Below are 21,269 nucleotides of genomic sequence, written 5' to 3' on the forward strand. Positions count from 1 at the left end.
CAACAACACCAGCCCGCGATGCCGGAGGCGAACTTGCTTCTTACGGCTTCTCAGTTGTATGCTCTCTATATAAAATTCAAGCGTAACCGAAAAGAAGGGAAAGAGGTTCGTGATCTACGGTATCGGGCATGACATATTGGAGCTGGAGCGGGTTGCCCGCCTGTTGAAGGGCTCCAGCGGGGAGCGCTTCCTGCAGCGGATCTTGACTGCAGGCGAGCGGGAGGCCCTTGCGCAAAGGGAAGCGGAAGCGCGTCGAACGGAATGGGTGGCCGGACGGTTCGCCGCGAAGGAAGCCGTCGTGAAGGCGTTCGGCACCGGAATCGGGCCGGAGATCGGCTTCCAGGATATCGAAGTATTGTCCGATGCGCGCGGCAAGCCGCATGCCGGTCTAAGCGAGGCGGCCTGGAGCCGGCTCGGCTTGTCCGGCGCTTCCTGCCGCATTCACGTCAGCATCTCCCATCAGCCAAGCCTCGCCTCGGCGCAGGCGATCGTAGAGCAGCTGCCGGACGGGGGGCATTGACATCCGGCCTGCTCCCGGTCAGAGCCGGAACGCAATGCGCCTGCGTCGCCGGATAGAGAGCATGATCCATGCTTCACAGAGCGTCTTCTTGGCGGAACAGCCCCGTATCCTAATGCAAGGCACGGGGCTGTTCCATATCCGAAGAGGATGCGAATTAGGCGGTCGTTATTCGTTCAGGTAGGTGGTCACTTTGCTCTGGATGAGACGGAGGACGTCATCAAGCGACTTCTGGCCGGCGAAGTAGGGAGCGATTTCAGTACGGAATATATCCAATATTTTGGGATCCCCGGACGATTTCTGATTTGCTTTCTCTGCAAGAGGCCGCATGCTCTCCAATTGCTCCGGTGTCACCGTAACGGGCTCTTCTCCATGGGGTGTCGTTACGCTTCCGTTCTTCTTGACATCATCCAGCATACGATCGAACATCTCGTTGTACACCTGTTTGTTTATCGGCAGGCCAATCCTTGCAGGAGCTTGCTGCATTTCTTCGGACACGAGGAACTTCAAGAAATCCCACGCCTCTTGCTTCATGGCCGAGTTCGCGTTGAGTCCCAAATTCAGCGATGTCCGAAATGCTAATTCCTCGTTCTTGCCATCGAAAGAGGGCTGGCTGTATAATGTGTCACTTAAAGCGAAAGACGTTGGATCCGAAATATAGGATGGAGAGAAAATAGTAAGTTTCATCTTTTCGGAAAAATCCTCCATACTCTGGATGTCGGACATGCCGGACCAAGCGAACCCTCTATCAAATATTTCCTTCACCTTCAAGATCAACCGGCGGGAATCATCGGAATCGAAGTAGGCTTTTTTGTTCTTTGAATCCACCAGCTGCGAATAATACAGACTGACCAACTCACTCGCCAAGTCTTCGGGCGAACTCTCACTGATGGCAGAAACATCGTTGCCAACCGCTTGTCTTACTTGTTCCGTCGCTGTCAGGATATCATCCCAGGACAACGGCTCTTGAAGCTGTACTCCGCCCTGCTTCAGCAGCTCATCGTTGGCACTGAGCATTTCCAGTAAAAAATTGACCGGAAATGTATAGAGCCCGCCATCCAACTCTGTGCTTTTCCATATATTTTGGAAGTATTCATTTTTGTTAAAGTCTTGATCTTGATCCATCATGTCGTAGAGGTTGGCAAGCATGTTTTTTTCTTTATATTTGTCGACGGGAAGCTCTGTCGTGTCCAGGATATCCGGGCCCGCGCCCGACATCATCTCCGTATTGATGGTAGAGATATATTTCTCCTGGTCCTCCTTTGATGGCATGGATATTTGTGCCATGTTTCCCATTTCTCTAATATCCATTTCTTGATATACTTTGTACACAATTTCAATATCGGGGTGCAACGCTTCGTATTTCTCCTTGGCGAAGTCGAGGAAGCGGTTTTGACTCATCGTCGCTAGAACGATCTGCTTCTTGCCTGAGGAGTCGCCGGATGTTCCCTCCGATGTGCCGTTGCATGCCGACAAGAATAGCGACAAAATGGTGAAAGTACATACTATATAGGTGTTTATGTTCCTCTTTTTTATTCTCATGCTCATCATATTCTCCTCCTGCATTTGCGATGGTTGCGTCTTTACTGCCATGCTACTTGACGCGGACTCGGTTGCCTTCTTTCAGGGGCTCGCTCGTCTCGGTAATAATGTTATCTTTGGAGGTAAGGCCCTGGACGAGCGATTGCTCTCCCGAATCGGCCAGCACGTTGACGGCTGCCTTATAGACGATGTACTCATTGCCGAAGGCGCCGAGTGTCTCCTTAACGAGGAATAGATAGGTTCCGTCCATGTCCTGCTTCAGCCACTTCGACTGAATCAGGAAGCCTGTTTGCTCCGATTTCTTTTCGATCGAGATCTTGGCTCTCATGCCGGATTCCGGCTTGATGCCTTCCGCCGCTGCTGGAATCCGAATTGTGACGGTAGCGGCGGATCCGGCCGCAGACTCACCGGCGCTATTATCGCTGCCCGGAACGCTTGTCCCCGTAGAGGGTGCTTGCGGGTCCCCGATATCAATCGAATGAATGGCGCCGTTGAGGCGGTGGCCGGTTTTTCCTGTGAGTTGCACATCAACGGACTCTCCTTCCTCCAGCCACTTTGCTTCGTGCTCCGGCAGCGTGAAGGAAAACTCATATCCGTCTTTCTCTCTCATCAGCACGGCAATCGTCTGACCGGGGGACGTCGCATCCTCAACCGAGGCTTTCACTTCGGTGATAATGCCGCCGAAAGGTGCCCGTTCGTATCTATGATTGCTTAAATCTTCTCTCAGATCGGCGAGTTGTTGGCTTTGAATCTGTTGCTCGATGCGATCCAGTTCAATCGCCCTCTCTGCTTCGCGGATCTGTAACTCATCTCCCGCGATACGGGCCTGAATGAATTGTTCTTTCAACTTGTCGGCGTTGATTTTGCTCTTCTGCAGCTGAGCTTCTGCATCTCTGATTTGGCGCTCCAGCGTCCCATTATTATACTCTGCGATAATATCCCCCTTATTGACCCGTGATCCCTCCTTTACGGCGAGGCGCGCGAGCTCCAGGCCCTTTTCGTTTTTCACTTCGATCTGGTCTGCGGGGCGCAATTTGCCTTCTCCCTCAATCGTCATCTTCAATTGGCCCGTCTCCGGGGCGGTCGTCACGACAGCGGGGAGCGTGAAGCTCTGAATAGTCTTGCTGAACAGTGTCAGCAAGACGAGGGATATGACAAATGCGATGAGCAAAATCCGCCGCATGCGGCCCTCAACTGCTTTGCTATCCAACGGCGGTCCCTCCTCGGTAAGAGAATTGTTTGAATTTGCGGTCCGGCATGCTGCAAGATGTCAGATTCCCGCCAGCTGCGTCAACCCTTTATTCCCGATAGTTGCACCCCTTTGATGAAGTAAGGCTCCGCATTCAGGAACAAGAGAATCATCGGCGCCATATAGATAACCGAAGAGGCGTAGGCGATGCCGATATAGTCGCCTCGCAGTCGGGACAAGTAGACGGAAAGCGGCTGCTTGATCGTGTCATGCAAAAAAATGAGCGGCTGCTCGACCATATTCCAGTAATCGACGAATAAAAGCAGCACGAGCGCCGCCGCTCCCGGCTTGATCATCGGAAGAAGGATCGACGTAAAGATGCGGAGATGCCCGGCTCCGTCCATTTTGCCTGCTTCGATATAGGCGTACGGAATATTCATCAGGAACTGCCTCATTAGAAAGACCCCGAATGCGGCGAAGATGCCTGGCCCGATGATGGAGGCCGGGGTGTTAATCCATCCTAGCCAATCGGCCACGATATAGTTCGGAACCATCGTCACCTGGAACGGCATCAGCATCGTGAGCAAATAGACGTAGAATAGCGCATCCCGCCCGCGGAAGCGCAGCTTCGTGAAGGCATACGCCGCCAGGCTGGCCACAACGGCTTGTCCGAGAATCATCGGCACGACCAGGAAGACTGAATTCCAGAACATGCGCAGAAATTGCGGAGTGCCGATGAGAATCGTCTTGAATTGCTCCAGGGAGACCGTGTCCGGGATCCATTTCAGATTGACGAAGGTATCGGCGTCCAATTGTCCGAGAGCAGCGTTATTCAGCTGGATCTCCTGTTCGGTCATGATAGAGTTGACGGCTGTCAAGAGGACAGGCATCAGGAACAGGCTGGCGAAGAGCGCCAGAATGACGGTGTTCACCAAGGTGCTTATCCGAAAGACCTTTCTTTCCGACCGGGCGGCGTCACCGGGTCGCACATTGCCTTGACTCATGCTTCTCACCTCCTTTACATGCTTCTCCCTTCTTCAATCCATGAAGCCGCGGAACCATTTTTCTCCCCGGAACAGCGCGGCGACGATGATCCAGATGGCGGCAACCATCAGTATCGCTGCAGAGGTCAGCTTCTGAATGTCCAGCGCAGAGAACATATTGTTCATGTAATGCTGCAGCATATAAATGCTGTCATGCGGATAATCGCCTGAGAGCAAGTAAGTTTCACGGAATACTTTGAATGATTGCATGATCGACATGATGACCACGAAAAACATTGTGGGAACCAGATAGACCAATGTAATCGAAAACTGGCGCATTCTGGACGCGCCCTCCAGACGGGCGACCTCATAATAATCTGCAGGAATTTGCTGCAAGCCGGCGAGGAACAGGATAACATTGTAACCCATATTTTTCCAAATATAGAGAAACAACACGACTGCCCTGGCCCAGGCCGAATTGAGCCAATCCACGCGATCCATGCCCCATAGCTCCAGCAGATGATTGAGACCCCCGTTCCAGTCGAATAAGGTCTGCCAGACGAGAACAACCGAGGCGACCGGCACGACGAGGGGCATGACGTACGCCATACGCAGCCAACTGCGGAAGTATACTTGCCGGTTCAGGGCCGCCGCGATCAGCAGCGAGCAGACGACCATGACGGGAACGCTGACGGACGTGAACCAGAGCGTATTCCATGTTGCTTTACGGAACGATTCGCTGCGCAACAAGTCCGCATAATTGGCCAGGCCGACGAAGTGACCGGCCTGCGATCCGTCTTGGAAGGAGTAGACCGCTCCGATCGCAAAAGGGATGATATAGAAGAGCGAAAAGCCGATCAGGCTGGGCGCCAAAAAAACAAATGCGACGGCAGCATCGCTGCGCAGCTTGTGTTGCAATCTCATATCCCGTCCTCCATAATGATTGGTGAATTCTATCGCGCAGATTATAGCTTACTTCTCCTTTGTGTCAGTCGTGTGGCAAGTGTGCTGTGAGTGCTGGACCTCTATCGTGAGGCAGAGATGCGACTGAGTCCGCGGAGCGCTTGACTGACAAGGGGGAGCGGGGCAGGATAAACGTTCATGAAGCAGAAGGAGATAACAAATAAAGATGATTCATACCATACTCGTTGTTGATGATGAGCCGCTGATGCGTGAATTGATTTCCGATTTTTTGGAAGACGAAGGATATGATGTGCTTCAAGCCGGGGGAGGAGAAGAGGCGGTCAACTTGATAGACAGCCAGCCGATAGATCTGGTCGTCCTCGATGTGATGATGCCGGGGAAGGATGGATTTGAAGTCTGCGAGGAGATTCGAGCTCAATCCGATGCGATTATCGTCATGCTGACGGCGAAGGCGGAAGAAGAGGACGAGTTGACGGGCTATAGTTACGGCGCCGATGACTATGTGACGAAGCCGTTCAGTCTGAAGGTGCTATCGGCCAAGATCCGCGTGCTCCTGAACCGCTGGAAAAACGAAGAGGCGGAAGGGCTGAGCGGCAACGACCAATTGGTCATTGACGATACGGCGCGCGAGGTACGCAAGGATGGAATCGAGCTTCCATTGACCTCGAAAGAATTTGAGCTGCTTCGTTGCCTAGCCGATCATCCCAATCAAGTGTTGACCCGCGATATCATCCTCGATCGGGTGTGGGGGATGGATTATTATGGAGACGTGCGCACGGTAGACACGCACATCAAGCGGCTGCGCCGCAAGCTGGGCGATGAAGCGGGGCGCATCGTCACCGTGAGAGGGAACGGGTATAAATACCGATGAAAAAACGAATACGGGCTTGGAGCTTGGCGAAAAAAGTATACTGGATTACGGCCGTCGGCTTCCTGGCGTTCACTGCGCTGTTCATGGTTTTGCAATTGCTCTTTTTCGAGGACTATTCGCTGAAGGTGCGGGCGGCCAAGTTGGAGAAGGACTTTCACGGCATGTACGAGGAAATTCGAGAAATGAAGTCCGATAGCGATTGGCTAGAACGGATCGCCAAGTTCGATCGGGAGCATTATTCCTGGACTATCATCGAAAGGAAGGAGGGCAGGCTAGCGAAGCTTCTGAGCAATTGGCCCGACGAAGGGACTCCGCCGTATCTAAATTGCATTACTCCAAGCATGAACAAATTGAAGGATATGCAGGGGCGGGACGGAACTGCTGTTGTGTTCTTAGACGGGGAAGGTGACGGGAAGTGCTGGGCTGCCTTGGCGCCAATCTCGGAGGAAGGAGAAAGACAGGAGTATATATATACGTTTTCATCGCCGCAGCCCGTGTCCGATGCCGCTTCCTTGCTGGGCGGGTTCTACCGCTATTTTTTCCTTGCGGCGGTTATTCCGCTGCTCGGCTTTGCTTTTCTGTTCACGCGCATGATCTCCCGGCCGCTCGTCAAGCTGAACGAGATGGCGAAGCGGCTGGCGCGGCTCGATTTCTCCGTGCGCACCGAGATGAAGCGCGACGATGAGATCGGGGAGCTGGCCGCCACCTTTGACTATTTGGCCACCGAGTTGAACGGCACGATGGGCGAATTGCAGGCTGCGAACGAACAGCTGCATCGCGATATCGAGAAGGAGAAGCGGCTGGAGCTGCTGCGGAAGCGGTTCGTCGCCAACGTGTCTCACGAGCTGAAGACGCCAGTCAGTCTGATTCAAGGGTACGCGGAAATGCTCCGCGACAATGTGGGCCAAGGAGCGAAGCGGGACAAGTACGCCTCGGTCATCGTGAATGAAGCGGAGCGGATGTCCCGCCTTGTGAAGGATCTGCTGGACCTGTCCCAACTGGAAAGCGGGCACTTCGATCTCCGGTGGAGCAACGTTCCGCTTTACTCCACGCTGGCGTACGTGATGCAATCGGTGGAATCGCTTGCTCCGGGCCGGCACTTGCGATTGGACTGGCTGCCGGAGGATGAGGTTATGGTGCGGTCCGATCCGCAGCGGCTGGAGCAAATCGTCACAAATATGTTGACGAACGCGATTCACCATACCCCGGAGGGAGGGCGGATCGACATTCGGGTGCAATGCGGCGATGACCCCGGATTCGTCCGGATTGACGTCCAGAATGAAGGCCAGCCGATCGCCGAAGAGCATCTTCCTCATTTGTGGGATGCGTTCTATCGTGCGGATACATCAGGCAGCAGCAGCCAGGGAGGGGGCAATGGCATCGGCTTATCAATTGTCAAGCATCTGCTCGATCGGCATCAGAGCCGGTATTCCATTGCCAATATCGAGGGCGGCGTTATGCTGACCTTTACGTTGCCTGTCGCATCAACCTCTTAACAGCCATCAACACAAAACGCAGACAGGAGCGTATTCTACGCTTCCGTCTGCGTTATGCCTGTCCGGCCCGGCAGCCGCACCTCGAGCCGCACGAGCCGTGCCTCGAACCGTTCCTCGAGCCGTTCCTCTAACCATGCTCAGCTACTTTTTTCCGGCCAGCCACTCGGCGACCTTGTCAATGTCCTCCGGATCGATGTGGCGCTGCGCAGGCATGCGGGTGCCCCCGTTATTGATCATATTCACGATGTCTTCCTTCGACAGCCGTTCCCCGACCTTTTGCAGGTTCGATTCCGGCCCCATCATGCCTTGCAGTGCATCGCCGTGACATTGCATGCAGCGCTGCTTGTAGACAGCGACGGCTTCCTCCGGCCCTTCCAGCGTTGAGGCGGACGACGATCCGCCGCAAGCGGCAAGCAGCGTGCTGATTCCGAGCAGCAGCGCTCCGCATGCCGCGGCGCGCGCCGATAATTTGCGTGTACGCATGGACCCCTTCCTTTCCCGTACTTTCCGAATTGTCTATGATCTTGTACTCAGTATAGGAAAGGAATTCCTCCAAAAGCAAGCTTTCCGCCACAATGTTGCAGAAGGTTCACAACTGGCCTACAGCTTCATGCCCATCCGGCTCTTATACCGCTTGATCAAAATTTGCGTCTCCACGCTCATAATGCCGGGAAGGGGGTACAGCTTCTCTTGCAGAAATTGCTCCATCTCCCGGTTCGAAGCGAACAGCCCATGCATATGCAGCTTGCTCGGGCCCGTCATATGATACAGGCTCGTCACGCAGGACTCATTCGCTAATTGCTCTGCGACCTTCATCAAGTATTGGGGCTCCACCTCGACATTGAAAAAAGCCGACACCCGGATGCCCAATTTTTCCGGATTGATGACGATCGTGAATTTCTCCAATAAACCGTCTTCTATCATCGCCTGTACCCGGGCCTGTACGGCCACACGGGACAGGTTGACCTTCTTGGCCAGATCGGTATACGAGATCCGGCTGTTGCTGTGCAGCGCCGACAAGATCATCTTATCAATCTCATCGAGCGATGAAGGGGGGATATCGTCGAAGGAGAACATGCGAACACCTCCTCAAGTTCGTTAGCCTGCTCTGCCTATCGCCAGACTTATCATCAGAATGACGAAGACGAGCGATGTGATAGCGACGTACATATAGTCTTTCTCTTTGGCAAAGACGAAGATCGAAATAAAAACCCGCACGACCGGGGTCATGATGAGAAGCAGCAAGCCGCCCATCATAATCGCGTAGGCTTTGCCGGCGGCGATGCCTTGTATCATCGTCGTGACGGTGGTCGGATATTCACCCTCCGGGTAGCCGCTCACTCCCGTAATTAGGAACAGAATGAGTCCGGTCACGATAACGGCCGCGCTCGTCAGGACGCCGATTCGCAAAAATGAACTGACTGCGGCCTCCACATCAAGCATTTCCTTCTCTTTATCCTTCGGTTCGTTCATCCTTTACCACCTAACCCTTGTATAATCATTTGGATGGCGACATAGGCCAGTATCGGTACGAAAAGCTTGCGAATCGTCTTATTTTTCAAGCGCTGCATAATGCGTGTGCCCAGGGTGGCTCCAATCAAGACGCCGAGGGCGACCGGAGCGGAGATGACGGGATCGATGTCGCCCCGGAACAGGTAGACGCCGGCACTGGCCGCCGCCGTTACCCCCATCATCAGATTGCTGGTTGCGCTGGATACTTTGAGCGGCAGCTTCATGAACAGATCCATGGCCATAACCTTGAAGCTTCCGCTGCCGATGCCGAGCAGGCCCGAGATGACGCCTGCGCCGTACATGACGCCGAAGCCGCCGTAAGGGTTGGCGACCTGATAATGCACTTCCTGCTGAATCGCCTTGTCATAATAATGGCTGTGCAGATTCAGCTTCGTCGCCAACGGATGGGGTTCGACTTCGGCAGGCAGGTCGGACTTGCCCTTCTTCAGCATGGCCAAGGCAGAGTACAGCAGCAGCAAGCCGAAGATGACATAGAGCCAGTCAGGCGCGATAATCGCCCCCAAAAAAGCACCGGTAATGGCGCCTACCGTCGTCGCAATTTCAAGGAACATGCCGACGCGGAGATTCGTAATCCGGTCTTTGATATAAGCGATAGCAGAGCCGCTGGACGTCGCGATGACGGAGATAATGCTGGCTCCGATGGCATGATTAATGTCGACGCCGAACAGCAGCGTCAATGCGGGAGTGACAATAATGCCACCGCCCAGCCCAAGCACGGAGCCGACGATTCCGGCGAAGACGGAAATCAGCAGCATTTCAAAAGCAAAGAGAGTCACGAACGCATCTCCTTTCTAAGATAGTATAAACGGAGACCAAGGATAATTATTTTGTCGGGAAAACAGCGATATTCCATCATTGCGAAATAAAAACCCTTGGTTATATTACGATGTGTACAAATATATCACATAATCACTTCGTTTTGTTGGTTATTGGGGAAAAACGCTTTCTATTTTGTGTGAGGGCTGCTCGTCAGTCTATCGGGATGCGGCAAAAAAGCGGGGGAGGGGATTGAACAAATGCGTAAGGTTGTTTATCGTTAAGATCGTTAAAAAGTAAGATCCTTAATTTTAACAAACGAGAACGGGAGGCCGTCATGAACGAGCAAAAACGTTATTTCAGCCGGGAGCTGCTGAGTTGGTACCGTGCGAACCGGCGGGATCTGCCTTGGCGGCGCCATTCGAATCCGTATTATACATGGGTATCGGAAATTATGCTCCAGCAGACTCGCGTCGAGACCGTCAAGCCTTACTTCGAGCGATTCATCGCTCTTTTCCCGACGGTCGAGGCGCTGGCCGAAGCAGCGGAAGAAGAGGTGCTGAAGGCATGGGAAGGGCTCGGCTACTATTCCCGAGCCCGCAATCTTCAAGCTGCCGCGCGTGAAGTCAAGGAGCAATACGGCGGCAGCATCCCGGACGACAAGGCCAAGGTTTCAGCCTTGAAGGGTATCGGGCCGTATACCACGGGTGCAATTATGAGCATCGCGTTCAACCGGCCCGAGCCGGCCGTCGATGGCAATGTCATGCGGGTGCTGTCGCGTTACTTCCGCCTGCATGACGACATCGCCAAGGCCGGCACCCGCGCGCATATGGAGCATCTGGCGCAGGAATTGATTCCGGAGGGCTGTGCCTCGGAATTCAACCAGGCGCTGATGGAGCTGGGCGCGCTCGTCTGCACGCCCAAATCCCCGGCGTGCCTGCCATGCCCGGTCATGGAGCATTGTGCCGGGCGGATTGCCGGCGAGGAGTTGATGCTGCCGGTGAAGACGAAGGCGAAGCCGCCGAAGCCGGAGCTTCGCTATGCAGCCATCGTGGAAGGCGCAGGGGAGCATGCGGGCAAGGTGCTGGTGCGCCAGCGCCCGGACACCGGACTGTTGGCCCGCATGTGGGAGCTGCCCCATTTACTGGCCCCGAAGACGGGAGGACTGCTCGATTTGCGCGAGGAAGAAGCGATGGGGGCGCTGCGGCACGGACTGCAGCCGGAGGGCGTACGGCTGCGGCCGCTCGGGCATTGGACCGACGCCGAGCATACGTTCAGCCATATCCACTGGCAGATGCGCGTGTACCGCTGCGTAATCGAGGAGGCGCCAGACGCGATTACCGGCGGCAAATATGCTTGGATCGGGCCGGAAGAGATGGAGCGGCTGGCGTTCCCGAACTTATTTTTACGACTATTGCATGCATATTTCGCCGAGCGAGGACAGAACGGATAGTATTTTTATTTCTGCAGCGAACCTATGATATAATAGCACCATTACGAAAAGGCAGGCCGACGGTAGACGTCATCCTGCCTTTTCGATTTGAAATGAGGGTGAGTGTGTTTATGGCTCAACGAGAAATCCTTCCTTTTGGAGATCCGATACTACGCAAAGTATGCCGTCCTGTTACCGAGGTGAACTGCCGGATTTTGGCGCTGCTGGATGATTTGAAAGATACCCTCTATGCCCGCCCTGGCCGGGCAGGCCTGGCCGCGCCGCAAATCGGCGTGCTCCGGCGCGTGCTCGTCATGGACTGCGGCGATGGGCTGATCGAATTGATTAACCCGCAGCTCCTGGAGGCTGAGGGGGAAGAAGATGGGATGGAAGGGTGCCTATCCTATCCCGGTTATTACGGCCGCGTAAAGCGATATCAGTACGTCAAAATCAGCAGCATGGATCGCAACGGAGAGACAGTCACGCTGGAGGGAGAAAACCTCCTGGCCCGCTGCATCCAGCATGAGATGGACCATCTGGACGGAAAGCTGTTCATTGACCATGTGACTGACAGCCATCTCGTCCACGAAGCCACCCATCAATATGTCTCACTGCTCGACGTGATTCGTCTCTCGAACAGGCAATAATAGATATAGGCTTATTTCCAGGAGAAGAAGGAGATTGAGCCGATTGAACAGATTGGGCAGAACCGGCTGTACGCAGGGAAACGGGGGAAGTAACGGCCCAGTCCTCTCCGGCCGGGACGACATGGAGTATGGGAAGACCTCAATTTTTTGGTTGAGGGACACCGTACAGAACAGTAGGGTTTAGAGCTCTTTTGGCCATTATCCCATCCAATCAGAAAAAAGGGGTACGGTAGCGGCGGCGGCGTTCTTGCTACTTCACAATGGCGCCAACTGAAAAATTTTTCGGAGCACAAAACTGCAGTATATCAACCTTACCGTGCCTAGTCTAATCGCAGTCATCGCCATTCATCGCATCATCGGGCAGGCGTGTTCCCATATAAAAAACTACCTTCTTTTTTAGTTGAAGCGCACCATTTATCACCCAAAGCAATCAGGAGACCAAATCCAAAGAAGAAGTAAACGAAACGGCAGAGTGATCGTTGATGGACCCCCTAAAGGTGAAGCTCCGCCCAGTTGAATGTGGCGAGACTAGCCTTGGGGATTGAAAACCCGTAGGCAGCGCATCGACGCTCGCAAGGCGAGGGCCGCGTTATGGGCATGCAGAAGATACATGCAGATGGGCATCCGAACGAATGGCCTATTGTCATCGTGCAATAGAAGGGCGTTTCAACCATATGCATAGTTTTATGACATCAACAACTGCCTATGCAGCGGGAATTACATAAGAGGTGTTCGAGCCACGCGCATTACGGAACGACAAGCATGAACGCAATAAATTGCTCCGCGATGCTGTTCCATCGGCTGCTGCATTATGGCGGAAACAGAACTCATCCAAGTACAGTTGGAGGTAAGTAGATCCAATGCCGTGAAACGTATTATTCATCCATTGCCAGGCACGCTTAAATGTCTGATACAGGAAGCCCTTGCGCCGGACGTGGAAGTAATAACGAGTAATGGAGACGGTAGAATCGCAATGGGCATGCAGCTTGGCGAATTCATCGCAGCCTGTGCGCAAGAGCGATTTGCCGGAGCAATGCATCCGGTCAACGATCTTCATCTTAATCCTCCGGGTATGGGTGACTTGTTCGTTCATTTCTATAACAGAAAGTGAATTGGCGGAATCGGAGTTGGTGGAATCAGAATTGGCGGACTCCGCGATGCCGGACTCAGCAACAATGATCGGGCTCTCGCGCTCATGGAGAAGGATAGGCGAATAAAAGGGACGACCATAGAAAGCGACGATGCCATGCACCGCTCCCTCCAATGGTTGAGCAGTGTCGGCACGGCTAATGGCCGTTCGAATCTTATGAAGCATTGACCAGGCCGTCTTATAAGTTACTTGAATGAGGGACCGGAGTTGAACCGCATTGAAAGACAGGTCGGTACGAGAGACGAGCCAGATTGCCGTAAGCCACTTCCATAGCGCCGTACGGCTTCCCTCCATTATCGTTCCTGCTATAAGGGAAGTCTGATGGCGGCATGCGCGGCAATCATACAGAGGCAGCCGACGAGTCTTGATGACATAAGCCTCCCCATGATGGCAACGCGGGCATACAAACCCAGAAGGCCACTTCATATGAAACAAGAAAGAATTGATCTCGGCTTCGTTATGTAACAATTGGAGTAGTTCTTCCACGCTATGAATCGACTCCCAGCTGCTCATACCGTTTCCCTCCTCGAAAAATACGGGAACATACATTCCTGCACCATTATACCGAACTAACGTTCTTGTTTCAAGTAATTGTTTGAAAATTAATCCAATAAATTGGTCGTTACCGTCTCCGCTCTTTATCTTCCTATCTGAAGAACTTTAACCCCCTAATACTTTACTTTCCGAAGCTGTGTTAGAAGCCATGTTAAAAGACGTAAGGTGAGATGTTTCATCGATAACAAGCATACTTTTTTGAAATGAATGCCTATCTATTGCCTTTGCGTCACTATCCCGTTGAATCAGCTTGAGTGGAGGGGATAATGGACAAAAGGACATAAATATAGGCACTGTGTGATTCGACAAGAAGGAACGTCTGGGCAAAGCAAAAAGGGAAATACAGGGAAATAGGCGATGTTAATAGATGCTAACGTGAACTCACTAGTGAACTCAGACGTGGGCAGGGTCGAAGTTCGGCATTGCCAGGGTGGTGCTGAGGAGTAACGTGCTTGATGGCCGGGTGTGGCGGAGGTATTTGACTGTGACGGCGGGAGTCAGCAATAGGAGGACAACGGGAGTGGCCAATAGGCGGGACAACGGAAGGTAAGCAGCCCAGGGGGGGCGAAGGCTCTCAAGTAAACGGCAAAAAAACCGGAGGCAAGGAGGCCTCCGGCTAATGGTGTGACTCTCTGCGGCAGCAAGGGCATTTTCGTGAAAAGGAATCAGGGGGCGTCGGCTGCGCAGCGGAAGCCGAGGTTGCCGGTTGAGCTGTCGGGGGTGTTTTTGCTCCGTGCGCCGACGCGGTAGCGGTTACAGTATGATTTGTGGCATAGGTAGGAGCCGCCCTTCATGACGCGTTCCGCTCCTGTCTCTGGTCCGCGAGGCTGAACGGCCGGGCCGCGCTCGTCCGGGTTGGCGGTGAACCAATCCGCGCACCATTCCCATACGTTGCCGGCGACGTTGTACAGCCCGTAGCCGTTCGGCTCGAAGGCGTCGACGGGAGCGGTGGCGATGTATCCGTCGCTGGCGTTGTTTTTGACGGGGAATTTGCCCTGCCATATGTTGCAGCGATGATCCCCGTCCGGCTTCAGCAGATCGCCCCAAGGATAGCGTCGGCGTTCCAGTCCGCCGCGGGCGGCGAACTCCCACTCGCTCTCGGTGGGGAGGCGCGTACCGGCCCATTCGCAGTAGGCCTGGGCATCATGCCATGACACGTGGATGACGGGATGGTTCATCCGTTCGGCGACGCTAGTGCCGGGGCCTTCCGGACGATGCCAGCAGGCCTGGCGAACGCCAAGCCACCAGGGGGTTCCCTGCGGGCGGCCGATGATGTGCTTCTCCTCCAGATCGGGAGCCAGCAGATGGAAGACGTAGGACCAGCCGAAGCGCTCCGCTTCGGTTACATAGCCCGTGGCTGCGACGAAGCGGGCGAATTCTTCATTGGTGACGGCATAAGGAGCAATCCGGAAGGGGCCGACCGTCACTTCCCGGATTGGTCCTTCCCCGTCCGCCGGGAACGACTCGGCATCCTCCGAGCCCATGGCGAAGGTGCCGCCTTCCAGGAGGATGAAGCTATTAAGGGACGGACGCGGCGGAGTTCCTCCGTCCAAAGTGGCCAGCAGCTTCCGTGCGGCCTGGGCCGACTCGTCCAGCGAGACGGCAGCCCCCGTATTGTCCAGGCCCGTTGAAGAAGCGGAGGCATGCAGGCCGGAACAGTCGGGACGGGGTGATTCGTTCAGGCGATCTCCGGCTGGTGGTTCTGCCGAGAGGGAGGTGCCGCGTGCTGCGGAGCAGCAAGGCCGCGGTGAATCGTCCGGATGTTGGTTGATCTGAGTCATCGTGATCGCCTCCTTGGCTGAAATAGAATCGCTTGGACAATACGATTGTAAACTGTATTTTACGGTCTATGTCGTGTTCATATTGTGCGTTGCTGCGTGCTTGGTATGTGCGATGTGCACTCTAGTGTTTATAGGCCTTGGTATTGTGCTACATGTGCATCGCCTGGGAAGGCGGGACGGGCGCCGTCAGCTGATCCAGCACCATGAGCGCTCCGCCGACGGCAAGGGCTTCTTCGCCGTAGCTGCCCTTGCTGAAGACGACCTGATATTGCGGGTAATGATAGGTTTTGCGAATCGCTGTCTGCGTCGCGGTATAGAAATAGAGATCGTTACTATTCATGAACGGTCCGCCCAGCACGACGCGCTCCGGATGGAGCACATTGAGCAGGTTGGCAAGGCCGACCCCGAAGTAGGTTGCCGCTTGGGTAACCAGTTCGGTAACGAGCGGATCGTGCTTCTTCAGCGCCTCGATAATATGCGGGAACCCGGCGGGCTCTCCGCGGGGCACGATATGTTCCAGCAGGCTGCGCCGGCCGATGCGAAGCATCGCGTTCGCCTCGCGCTCCAGCGCGTAAATGGTGGCATAGGAGTCGAGGCAGCCATAATTGCCGTTCGCGGAGCGGTTAGGGATGCCGTCGGCCTGAATGATCATTTGGCCGAGCGCCCCTTCCATATCAACGGCTCCATAGATGAGCTTGCCGTCGGACATCATCGCCGAGCGGAGGCCGATCCCGACATGAACGTACAGCATGTGGCGCACATCCATGGAGCGGTTCGCCCATGCCTCGGCCCGGATGGCGGTATTCGCGCCATTGTCCAGCAGCACGGGCAGCTGCAGCTGCCGTTCGAGCTCGGCGACGATAGGGACGTTCTCCCAGCCGGGCGCAGGGAAGTACTCTGGTTGCAAAATGACGCCGTCAAACCGGTTGAGCGGTCCGACAGCGCCAATGCCAAGACCGAGTGCCGTGTCCGAATTCAGCCGGTACTCGTCCATCCATGTATGAATATGAGCCGCCACACGCTCGGTTAGCCGATCCGGCGTCATCTGGTCGTTCATCTCGATGACGTGGACCGCCTTCATCTGTCCGGCCGTGTCCAGCAGGACGAGCCGGGAAGAGGTCCGGGAGATGTCGAGACCAAAGGCATAGCCGTATTCTGCGCGAACACGGTACAAGATTGGACGCCGTCCGCCCGTGGAGGCGCCGAAGCCGCTCTCTACAATAAGGCCGAGCGCCGTCAGCTCCTCCAGTACACGGGTCAGCGTGCTGACGGTAAGCCCGCTGTCGCTGACCAAATCATTTTTCGATATTTCCGGCGCCCGGCGAATCCGTTGAAACAGTTCTTTTCCCTTTTTGGAAGGGATGCGTTGCTCCAATACGTTACCCATAGATTACCATCCCCACTATTCCAGACAATATAATGACCGTGATTGGATGCAATCGAAGCCAAATCAGTGCGAACAAGGCCGTGATAAACAAAATGACCGGCCAGGCCGAACTGATCGTCCAGCCATCCAGGTAGCCTGCGCCCCGCGTCATGTTGACGGCCGCCAATGCAATCAGCGCCACGACAGCCGGCTTCATGCCGTCCAATGCGGACTGCACCCAATGATTATCATACACGCGGTGGAAAAATATGGCAACGACGAACATGATGATGGCCGACGGCAGTGCGATGCCGAACGCGGCCATGAGGCTGCCCGGCCAGCCCGCCGCGGTATAGCCAACGTATACGGCGCTGTTCATCGCGATAGGTCCGGGAGCCATGCCAGCCAAGGCAACGGCTTCCGTATATTGCGAGGCGGTCAGCCATTGGTGGCTTAGCGCTTCATGCTCGATCACCGGCAGCATGGCATAGCCGCCGCCGAACGAGACGAAGCCCAGCTTGAAAAACGTCCAAAATAAGTCCCATAGCATGCTGCATCCTTCTTTCTGGCCGATTCGGGATTGATATCGTCTATCCTTGTTCCCGCTTGACCTGCCGGGAGGAGGAAGGCGGATGGAGAGAAGAGGCGGCATAGGGGCCGTCATGCCGGCGTAATCTGCGGTGCCGGAACCATTCCGATACGAGGCCGGCAGCCGCTCCGATGGCAAGCACGGCAATCGGATTGAACGGGGTCCACAGCAGCAGGGCGACGGACAATAAGGATACCGTCCAGCCGAAGACGTGGCGCAAGGCATCTTTCCCCATGCGGAAGGCGGCGTATACGATCAGGGCGATGACCGTCGGTTTAATGCCTGCAAGTGCTCCTTGCACGTAAGGGTTGGTGCGGAACCAAGCGGCTGTCATTCCGAGCGCGAGCATAATGAAGACGGTGGGCATGGCAATGCCCGCAATGGCTACGATGAGGCCGGGAAGGCCGGCAATCCGGTAGCCGACAAGACCGGCAACATTTAGGCCGATTCCCCCGGGGGCGGCCCCGGACAAGGCGGTGATTTCCCCCATTTCCTGCGCCCCGAGCCATTGGCGCTTCTGGGTCACTTCCCGGTCGATGACCGGCAGAATCGCATACCCGCCGCCGAAGGTGGTCGGGCCGATTTTGAGAAACGTAATAAATAATTGCAAAAGAAGAGCGGGATATCCCGGTGATTTTCCGGCGTTCGGAGTGTCGCTCATCGCTTCATCCCCATTCTTGTGGCTGATAGGCTTTGCTATGCCTCTTTTGCTAGTATAACCGACTTTTATTCAAAATGGAATAAAGTTAAAAGAGAAAAGGCGTTATTTCCAAGAAAAAACCTGTTATGGACCGGCTTGGAAGAGGAGGACGGAGAATGATAACCGCTCTTTCATTCGTTATGATAAAATGATTGCAGAATGATAGGGCTTCGCGCCTATACGGCGGTGCCGTCTGACCATACTCTAGGTCATACAAGTTAGGAGAAATAGATTATGGGGACATTTTGCAATAGAATGAATAAGGGTTTGTACCGTTAGAGAAAAGAGAGGTGAAGGCATGGGGAAATGGGCCACCGCCGCCATCTATATGCTGGCTATGGCCGGAGTCTGGTTCTGGCGCGAGGAGCTGCTTCAATGGATAGAGAGCTTGAAGTCCTCCCGGGATGCGGCTACCGCTGTGCAAATGTTCGTCCTAGCGTCGATTGCTTCTCTTTTTCCCGTTATCCCATTCGGCGTCGTCGGGGGCATTATGGGAGCCGCGTACGGACTCTGGCTGGGCGGGTTGATGAACACAGCCGCTTCGACGCTGGGGGCGGCCGTCATGTTCCTTGGGGTTCGGCATGGTTGGAAGGAGCAGGGCAGGCGCTATCTGGATCGGGTCGCACTGCTGCACAAGCTGAACGCCACGATGGAACATCACCCGGTGACATCCATCTTCATCGCCCGTACGATTCCGGTACTCCCTGCTATCGCGATCAACGTATATGCGGCGCTTGTGTCTGTGCCGTTCGTCTCTTTTTTGCTCGCTACAGCGGCAGGCAAGCTGCCGGTGATGCTGGTCTTTGCTTTCATCGGGGAGCAGCTGTTGGAGGACGGCATGAAGATTCCGGCTGTCCTGCTTCTCTATGCGGCGATGGCGGGCGGAATGTATGCGGCATACCGTTATCGGGCGAGCCGGCGCCGGAAGGAGCAGAAGGAACGGTCCGGCACGGACATGCAAAAAGGGACCGTCCCCAAGGTCTGATAAGACCCGAGGGACTGTCCCTTATTTCATTCCTTATTTTGTAGCGGCTTCGTAGTTCTTCTCAACTGCCGGCCAGTTGACGACGTTCCAGAACGCAGCGATGTAATCTGGGCGCTTGTTCTGATATTTCAGGTAGTATGCATGCTCCCATACGTCCAGGCCGAGAAGCGGAGTCTTGCCTTCCATCAGCGGGCTGTCTTGGTTCGGCGTGCTGGATACGGACAGCTTGCCGTCCTTATCGACTGCCAGCCAAGCCCAGCCGGAGCCGAAGCGAGTCGTAGCTGCCTTCGCGAAATCTTCCTTGAACTTGTCGAATCCGCCAAGCTCCTTGTCGATTGCTTCAGCCAACTTGCCGGACGGCTGTCCGCCGCCGTTCGGTCCGATTGTCTCCCAGAACAGGGAGTGGTTCGCGTGGCCGCCGCCGTTGTTGCGGACTGCCGTACGGATGCTCTCAGGCACGCTGTTCAGATCGGAGATGAGTTCCTCAACGGATTTGGACTGCAATTCAGGTGCAGACTCCAATGCCGCATTCAGGTTCGTCACATAGGTGTTGTGGTGACGGTCATGGTGAATCATCATCGTCGTCTCGTCAATGTGAGGCTCAAGAGCATTGTTCGCATACGGAAGAGCTGGTAATTGGTGTGCCATCGTTCATTCCTCCCAAAAAATATGTAAGTGATATATTCTCATTTAACCATGAGTCGGGCTAATAAATCAACATAAATGTTTCAAAAGTCAGAGCTTTGTCATAGGACGCTGACTTTATATCATTACCCATTACATGAGGCTTTCAAACGTAGCACATGCTTCAAAACAATGGTCACAAAATTGGCACATTTGCCAATTTTTTATACCTATGGACCCTAAAGTAATGTAAACGCTTTATATAAAACGCTTACACGAGAAAAACCGTGTTTTTTCGGCGTTTTTCCTGGAATCTGAATGATAAAGAAGGAATTTCGCGATTTTTGTCGTATTTGTAAATACTATATATAATGGAATGAGAGCAAAAAGGATGTCCGTTGGCGTAGACTGTTTGTTCACAGATAGAGAAGAGAACCGTATATTTTACACCAAGCTCAGGATGAGGGAGAGTAAGACATGAACGTTCGATCCTTTCGTTTGGCGGATTATTTGCCGGCTACTCAGTTATTGAAGGAATCGTTGTCCGAGGAATGCTGCGAGAAGACACTGGATGCCTTTGCGCGCCAGTTGTCCTTGGACGGAGAGCTTGTGCTCATCGCGGAACAGGAGAACCCGAATGGGGAGACGATCATGGTCGGGCTGGCTATCGGCACCATCGATCGCAACAACGGGTACTATTATCGTCTGGCGGTGCACCCGGAATTCCGCAACCAAGGCGTAGGCAAAGGGCTTGTCGCCGGAATGGAACAGAGATTCCAGCAGCGCAAGGTCCGCAACATTATGATTGCTGCGGATGAGCATACGGAATTCGTATTGCCTTGGTTCGAGGCATTGGGATACGGGGCCCAGCATGTCTTGCGTTCATTGAAGCAGCTTCGGATTGTTGCCGGCTAGCTGTCTCTAAATTGAACATTTGTCGTCGAATGGGAAGGCATATCTTTACAACCGTTGCAATCGGGGTGAAGATATGCTTTTCTATTAATAATAAGTGATGAGAAATGAAGTAAAGCCGAGGAAAACGTATGGAACGTTATGAGAAAGCCCTTGTGAAAAGTTTCAAACACGATGGCCATTTGCACCGGATGTGGCTGGAGAACTGGATCGTTCCCTCCTCGCTCGTGCATCCCGAGCATGCTGCTGAAGGAATGTTCGTGCTGATTAACAGCCAGACACCGATCAGGGAAGCGGACGGGAAGCAATGGAACAGCAAAATTCCTGCCGTTACGTTCCTCATTCCGAAGCAGTGGTTCAATGTGGTGGCGCTGATTGAGGATCACGGCATTCGCTACTACTGCAATATTGCCTCGCCGCCATATCGCACGGACAACATTTTCACCTATATCGATTACGATCTGGACGTCATTCAGATGCCCGGCGGCCAGGTGAATGTGGTGGACCAGGACGAGTATGAACAGAACCGGCATGTGTACCACTATCCTGATCTGGTGGAGCGCAAGATTAGCGCCGGCCTGGACGCGGTGCTGGAACGGATTCGGCATCGCCGGCCTCCGTTCTGGGACGATGAGGTGCGCCGGTACTACGAAGACTGGAAGCAGGCGATCCAGCCGGAATGAGGGAATTCCTATGCAGGCTGGAGGCCGGGGGAGC

General features: G+C 54.3%; 22 protein-coding genes. 8 read left to right on the plus strand and 14 right to left on the minus strand.

Translation table 11 applies throughout. The features are described 5' to 3' along the window. Positions 1-109: 109 nt before the first annotated feature. A complete protein-coding gene (acpS, locus tag FLT43_RS19630) occupies positions 110-520 on the plus strand; it encodes a holo-ACP synthase (protein ID WP_087443315.1) in 411 nt (136 codons plus the stop codon). A 165-nt stretch (positions 521-685) separates the two neighbouring features. Here acpS and FLT43_RS19635 read toward each other — a convergent pair whose 3' ends face one another. The 4 genes from FLT43_RS19635 to FLT43_RS19650 form a co-directional block, all read right to left on the minus strand. Beyond that, complete coding sequence (locus FLT43_RS19635) at positions 686-2,068, minus strand: ABC transporter substrate-binding protein (RefSeq protein ID WP_164776331.1); 1,383 nt, start codon at positions 2,066-2,068, stop codon at positions 686-688. 43 nt (positions 2,069-2,111) lie between these two features. Beyond that, entirely contained in the window at positions 2,112-3,269 is a 1,158-nt protein-coding gene (locus tag FLT43_RS19640; protein ID WP_087443317.1) for an efflux RND transporter periplasmic adaptor subunit, read from the minus strand. Positions 3,270-3,349: 80 nt separating this feature from the next. Continuing rightward, the gene (locus FLT43_RS19645; protein ID WP_087443318.1) at positions 3,350-4,252 is read right to left on the minus strand and encodes a carbohydrate ABC transporter permease; all 903 of its coding nucleotides are present in this window, start codon (positions 4,250-4,252) and stop codon (positions 3,350-3,352) included. Between the two features lie 33 nt (positions 4,253-4,285). Next, positions 4,286-5,155: a carbohydrate ABC transporter permease gene (locus FLT43_RS19650; protein ID WP_174818166.1), complete on the minus strand. Its 870-nt coding sequence runs from the start codon at positions 5,153-5,155 to the stop codon at positions 4,286-4,288. Positions 5,156-5,360: 205 nt separating this feature from the next. Between FLT43_RS19650 and FLT43_RS19655 the strand changes: the two genes are divergently transcribed. Both FLT43_RS19655 and FLT43_RS19660 read left to right on the plus strand, forming a co-directional pair. Beyond that, positions 5,361-6,026, plus strand: coding sequence for a response regulator transcription factor (locus tag FLT43_RS19655; protein WP_087443319.1), 666 nt, complete (start codon positions 5,361-5,363; stop codon positions 6,024-6,026). Next, positions 6,023-7,522 carry a sensor histidine kinase gene (locus FLT43_RS19660; RefSeq protein ID WP_087443320.1) on the plus strand — a complete coding sequence of 500 codons (1,500 nt, stop codon included), beginning with the start codon at positions 6,023-6,025 and terminating at the stop codon, positions 7,520-7,522. Before FLT43_RS19655 ends, FLT43_RS19660 begins: the two co-directional genes overlap by 4 nt. Before the next feature lie 141 nt (positions 7,523-7,663). Here FLT43_RS19660 and FLT43_RS19665 read toward each other — a convergent pair whose 3' ends face one another. The 4 genes from FLT43_RS19665 to FLT43_RS19680 form a co-directional block, all read right to left on the minus strand. Continuing rightward, positions 7,664-8,005, minus strand: a complete 342-nt coding sequence (locus FLT43_RS19665; RefSeq protein WP_087443321.1) for a c-type cytochrome — start codon at positions 8,003-8,005, stop codon at positions 7,664-7,666. A gap of 117 nt (positions 8,006-8,122) precedes the next feature. After that, positions 8,123-8,599, minus strand: a complete 477-nt coding sequence (locus FLT43_RS19670) for a chromate efflux transcriptional regulator ChrS (RefSeq protein WP_087443322.1) — start codon at positions 8,597-8,599, stop codon at positions 8,123-8,125. Between the two features lie 21 nt (positions 8,600-8,620). Beyond that, a complete protein-coding gene (locus FLT43_RS19675; protein ID WP_087443323.1) occupies positions 8,621-8,995 on the minus strand; it encodes a DUF1634 domain-containing protein in 375 nt (124 codons plus the stop codon). Further along, positions 8,992-9,810 (minus strand): sulfite exporter TauE/SafE family protein, encoded by an 819-nt coding sequence (locus tag FLT43_RS19680; protein ID WP_206108728.1) that lies wholly within the window; start codon positions 9,808-9,810, stop codon positions 8,992-8,994. Before FLT43_RS19680 ends, FLT43_RS19675 begins: the two co-directional genes overlap by 4 nt. Before the next feature lie 338 nt (positions 9,811-10,148). On the opposite strand from FLT43_RS19680, the gene mutY reads away from it, so the two are divergent. Then, positions 10,149-11,264 (plus strand): A/G-specific adenine glycosylase, encoded by a 1,116-nt coding sequence (gene mutY / locus FLT43_RS19685; protein ID WP_087443325.1) that lies wholly within the window; start codon positions 10,149-10,151, stop codon positions 11,262-11,264. Positions 11,265-11,374: 110 nt separating this feature from the next. Further along, entirely contained in the window at positions 11,375-11,890 is a 516-nt protein-coding gene (def, locus tag FLT43_RS19690) for a peptide deformylase (RefSeq protein ID WP_087443326.1), read from the plus strand. Between the two features lie 703 nt (positions 11,891-12,593). On the opposite strand, the gene FLT43_RS19695 is transcribed toward def, so the two are convergent. The 5 genes from FLT43_RS19695 to FLT43_RS19715 form a co-directional block, all read right to left on the minus strand. After that, positions 12,594-13,553 (minus strand): transposase, encoded by a 960-nt coding sequence (locus FLT43_RS19695; RefSeq protein ID WP_087443327.1) that lies wholly within the window; start codon positions 13,551-13,553, stop codon positions 12,594-12,596. Between the two features lie 707 nt (positions 13,554-14,260). Further along, complete coding sequence (locus FLT43_RS19700) at positions 14,261-15,376, minus strand: formylglycine-generating enzyme family protein (protein ID WP_087443328.1); 1,116 nt, start codon at positions 15,374-15,376, stop codon at positions 14,261-14,263. Between the two features lie 148 nt (positions 15,377-15,524). Beyond that, the gene (locus FLT43_RS19705) at positions 15,525-16,763 is read right to left on the minus strand and encodes an ROK family protein (RefSeq protein ID WP_087443329.1); all 1,239 of its coding nucleotides are present in this window, start codon (positions 16,761-16,763) and stop codon (positions 15,525-15,527) included. Continuing rightward, a complete protein-coding gene (locus FLT43_RS19710) occupies positions 16,756-17,292 on the minus strand; it encodes a chromate transporter (protein ID WP_087443330.1) in 537 nt (178 codons plus the stop codon). The genes FLT43_RS19705 and FLT43_RS19710 overlap by 8 nt, the downstream gene beginning before the upstream one ends. A gap of 40 nt (positions 17,293-17,332) precedes the next feature. Continuing rightward, positions 17,333-17,992 carry a chromate transporter gene (locus FLT43_RS19715; RefSeq protein WP_087443331.1) on the minus strand — a complete coding sequence of 220 codons (660 nt, stop codon included), beginning with the start codon at positions 17,990-17,992 and terminating at the stop codon, positions 17,333-17,335. 337 nt (positions 17,993-18,329) lie between these two features. On the opposite strand from FLT43_RS19715, the gene FLT43_RS19720 reads away from it, so the two are divergent. Beyond that, a complete protein-coding gene (locus tag FLT43_RS19720) occupies positions 18,330-19,016 on the plus strand; it encodes a TVP38/TMEM64 family protein (protein WP_087443332.1) in 687 nt (228 codons plus the stop codon). Positions 19,017-19,049: 33 nt separating this feature from the next. On the opposite strand, the gene FLT43_RS19725 is transcribed toward FLT43_RS19720, so the two are convergent. After that, positions 19,050-19,664 (minus strand): superoxide dismutase, encoded by a 615-nt coding sequence (locus tag FLT43_RS19725; protein WP_087443333.1) that lies wholly within the window; start codon positions 19,662-19,664, stop codon positions 19,050-19,052. Between the two features lie 453 nt (positions 19,665-20,117). On the opposite strand from FLT43_RS19725, the gene FLT43_RS19730 reads away from it, so the two are divergent. Together FLT43_RS19730 and FLT43_RS19735 are read left to right on the plus strand one after the other, a co-directional pair. Then, a complete protein-coding gene (locus tag FLT43_RS19730) occupies positions 20,118-20,555 on the plus strand; it encodes a GNAT family N-acetyltransferase (RefSeq protein ID WP_087443334.1) in 438 nt (145 codons plus the stop codon). A 128-nt stretch (positions 20,556-20,683) separates the two neighbouring features. Next, positions 20,684-21,235, plus strand: coding sequence for a DUF402 domain-containing protein (locus FLT43_RS19735; protein ID WP_087443335.1), 552 nt, complete (start codon positions 20,684-20,686; stop codon positions 21,233-21,235). The last annotated feature ends 34 nt before the right edge of the window (positions 21,236-21,269 follow it).

It is taken from the genome of Paenibacillus thiaminolyticus, assembly GCF_007066085.1.
GTDB lineage: Bacteria > Bacillota > Bacilli > Paenibacillales > Paenibacillaceae > Paenibacillus_B > Paenibacillus_B thiaminolyticus.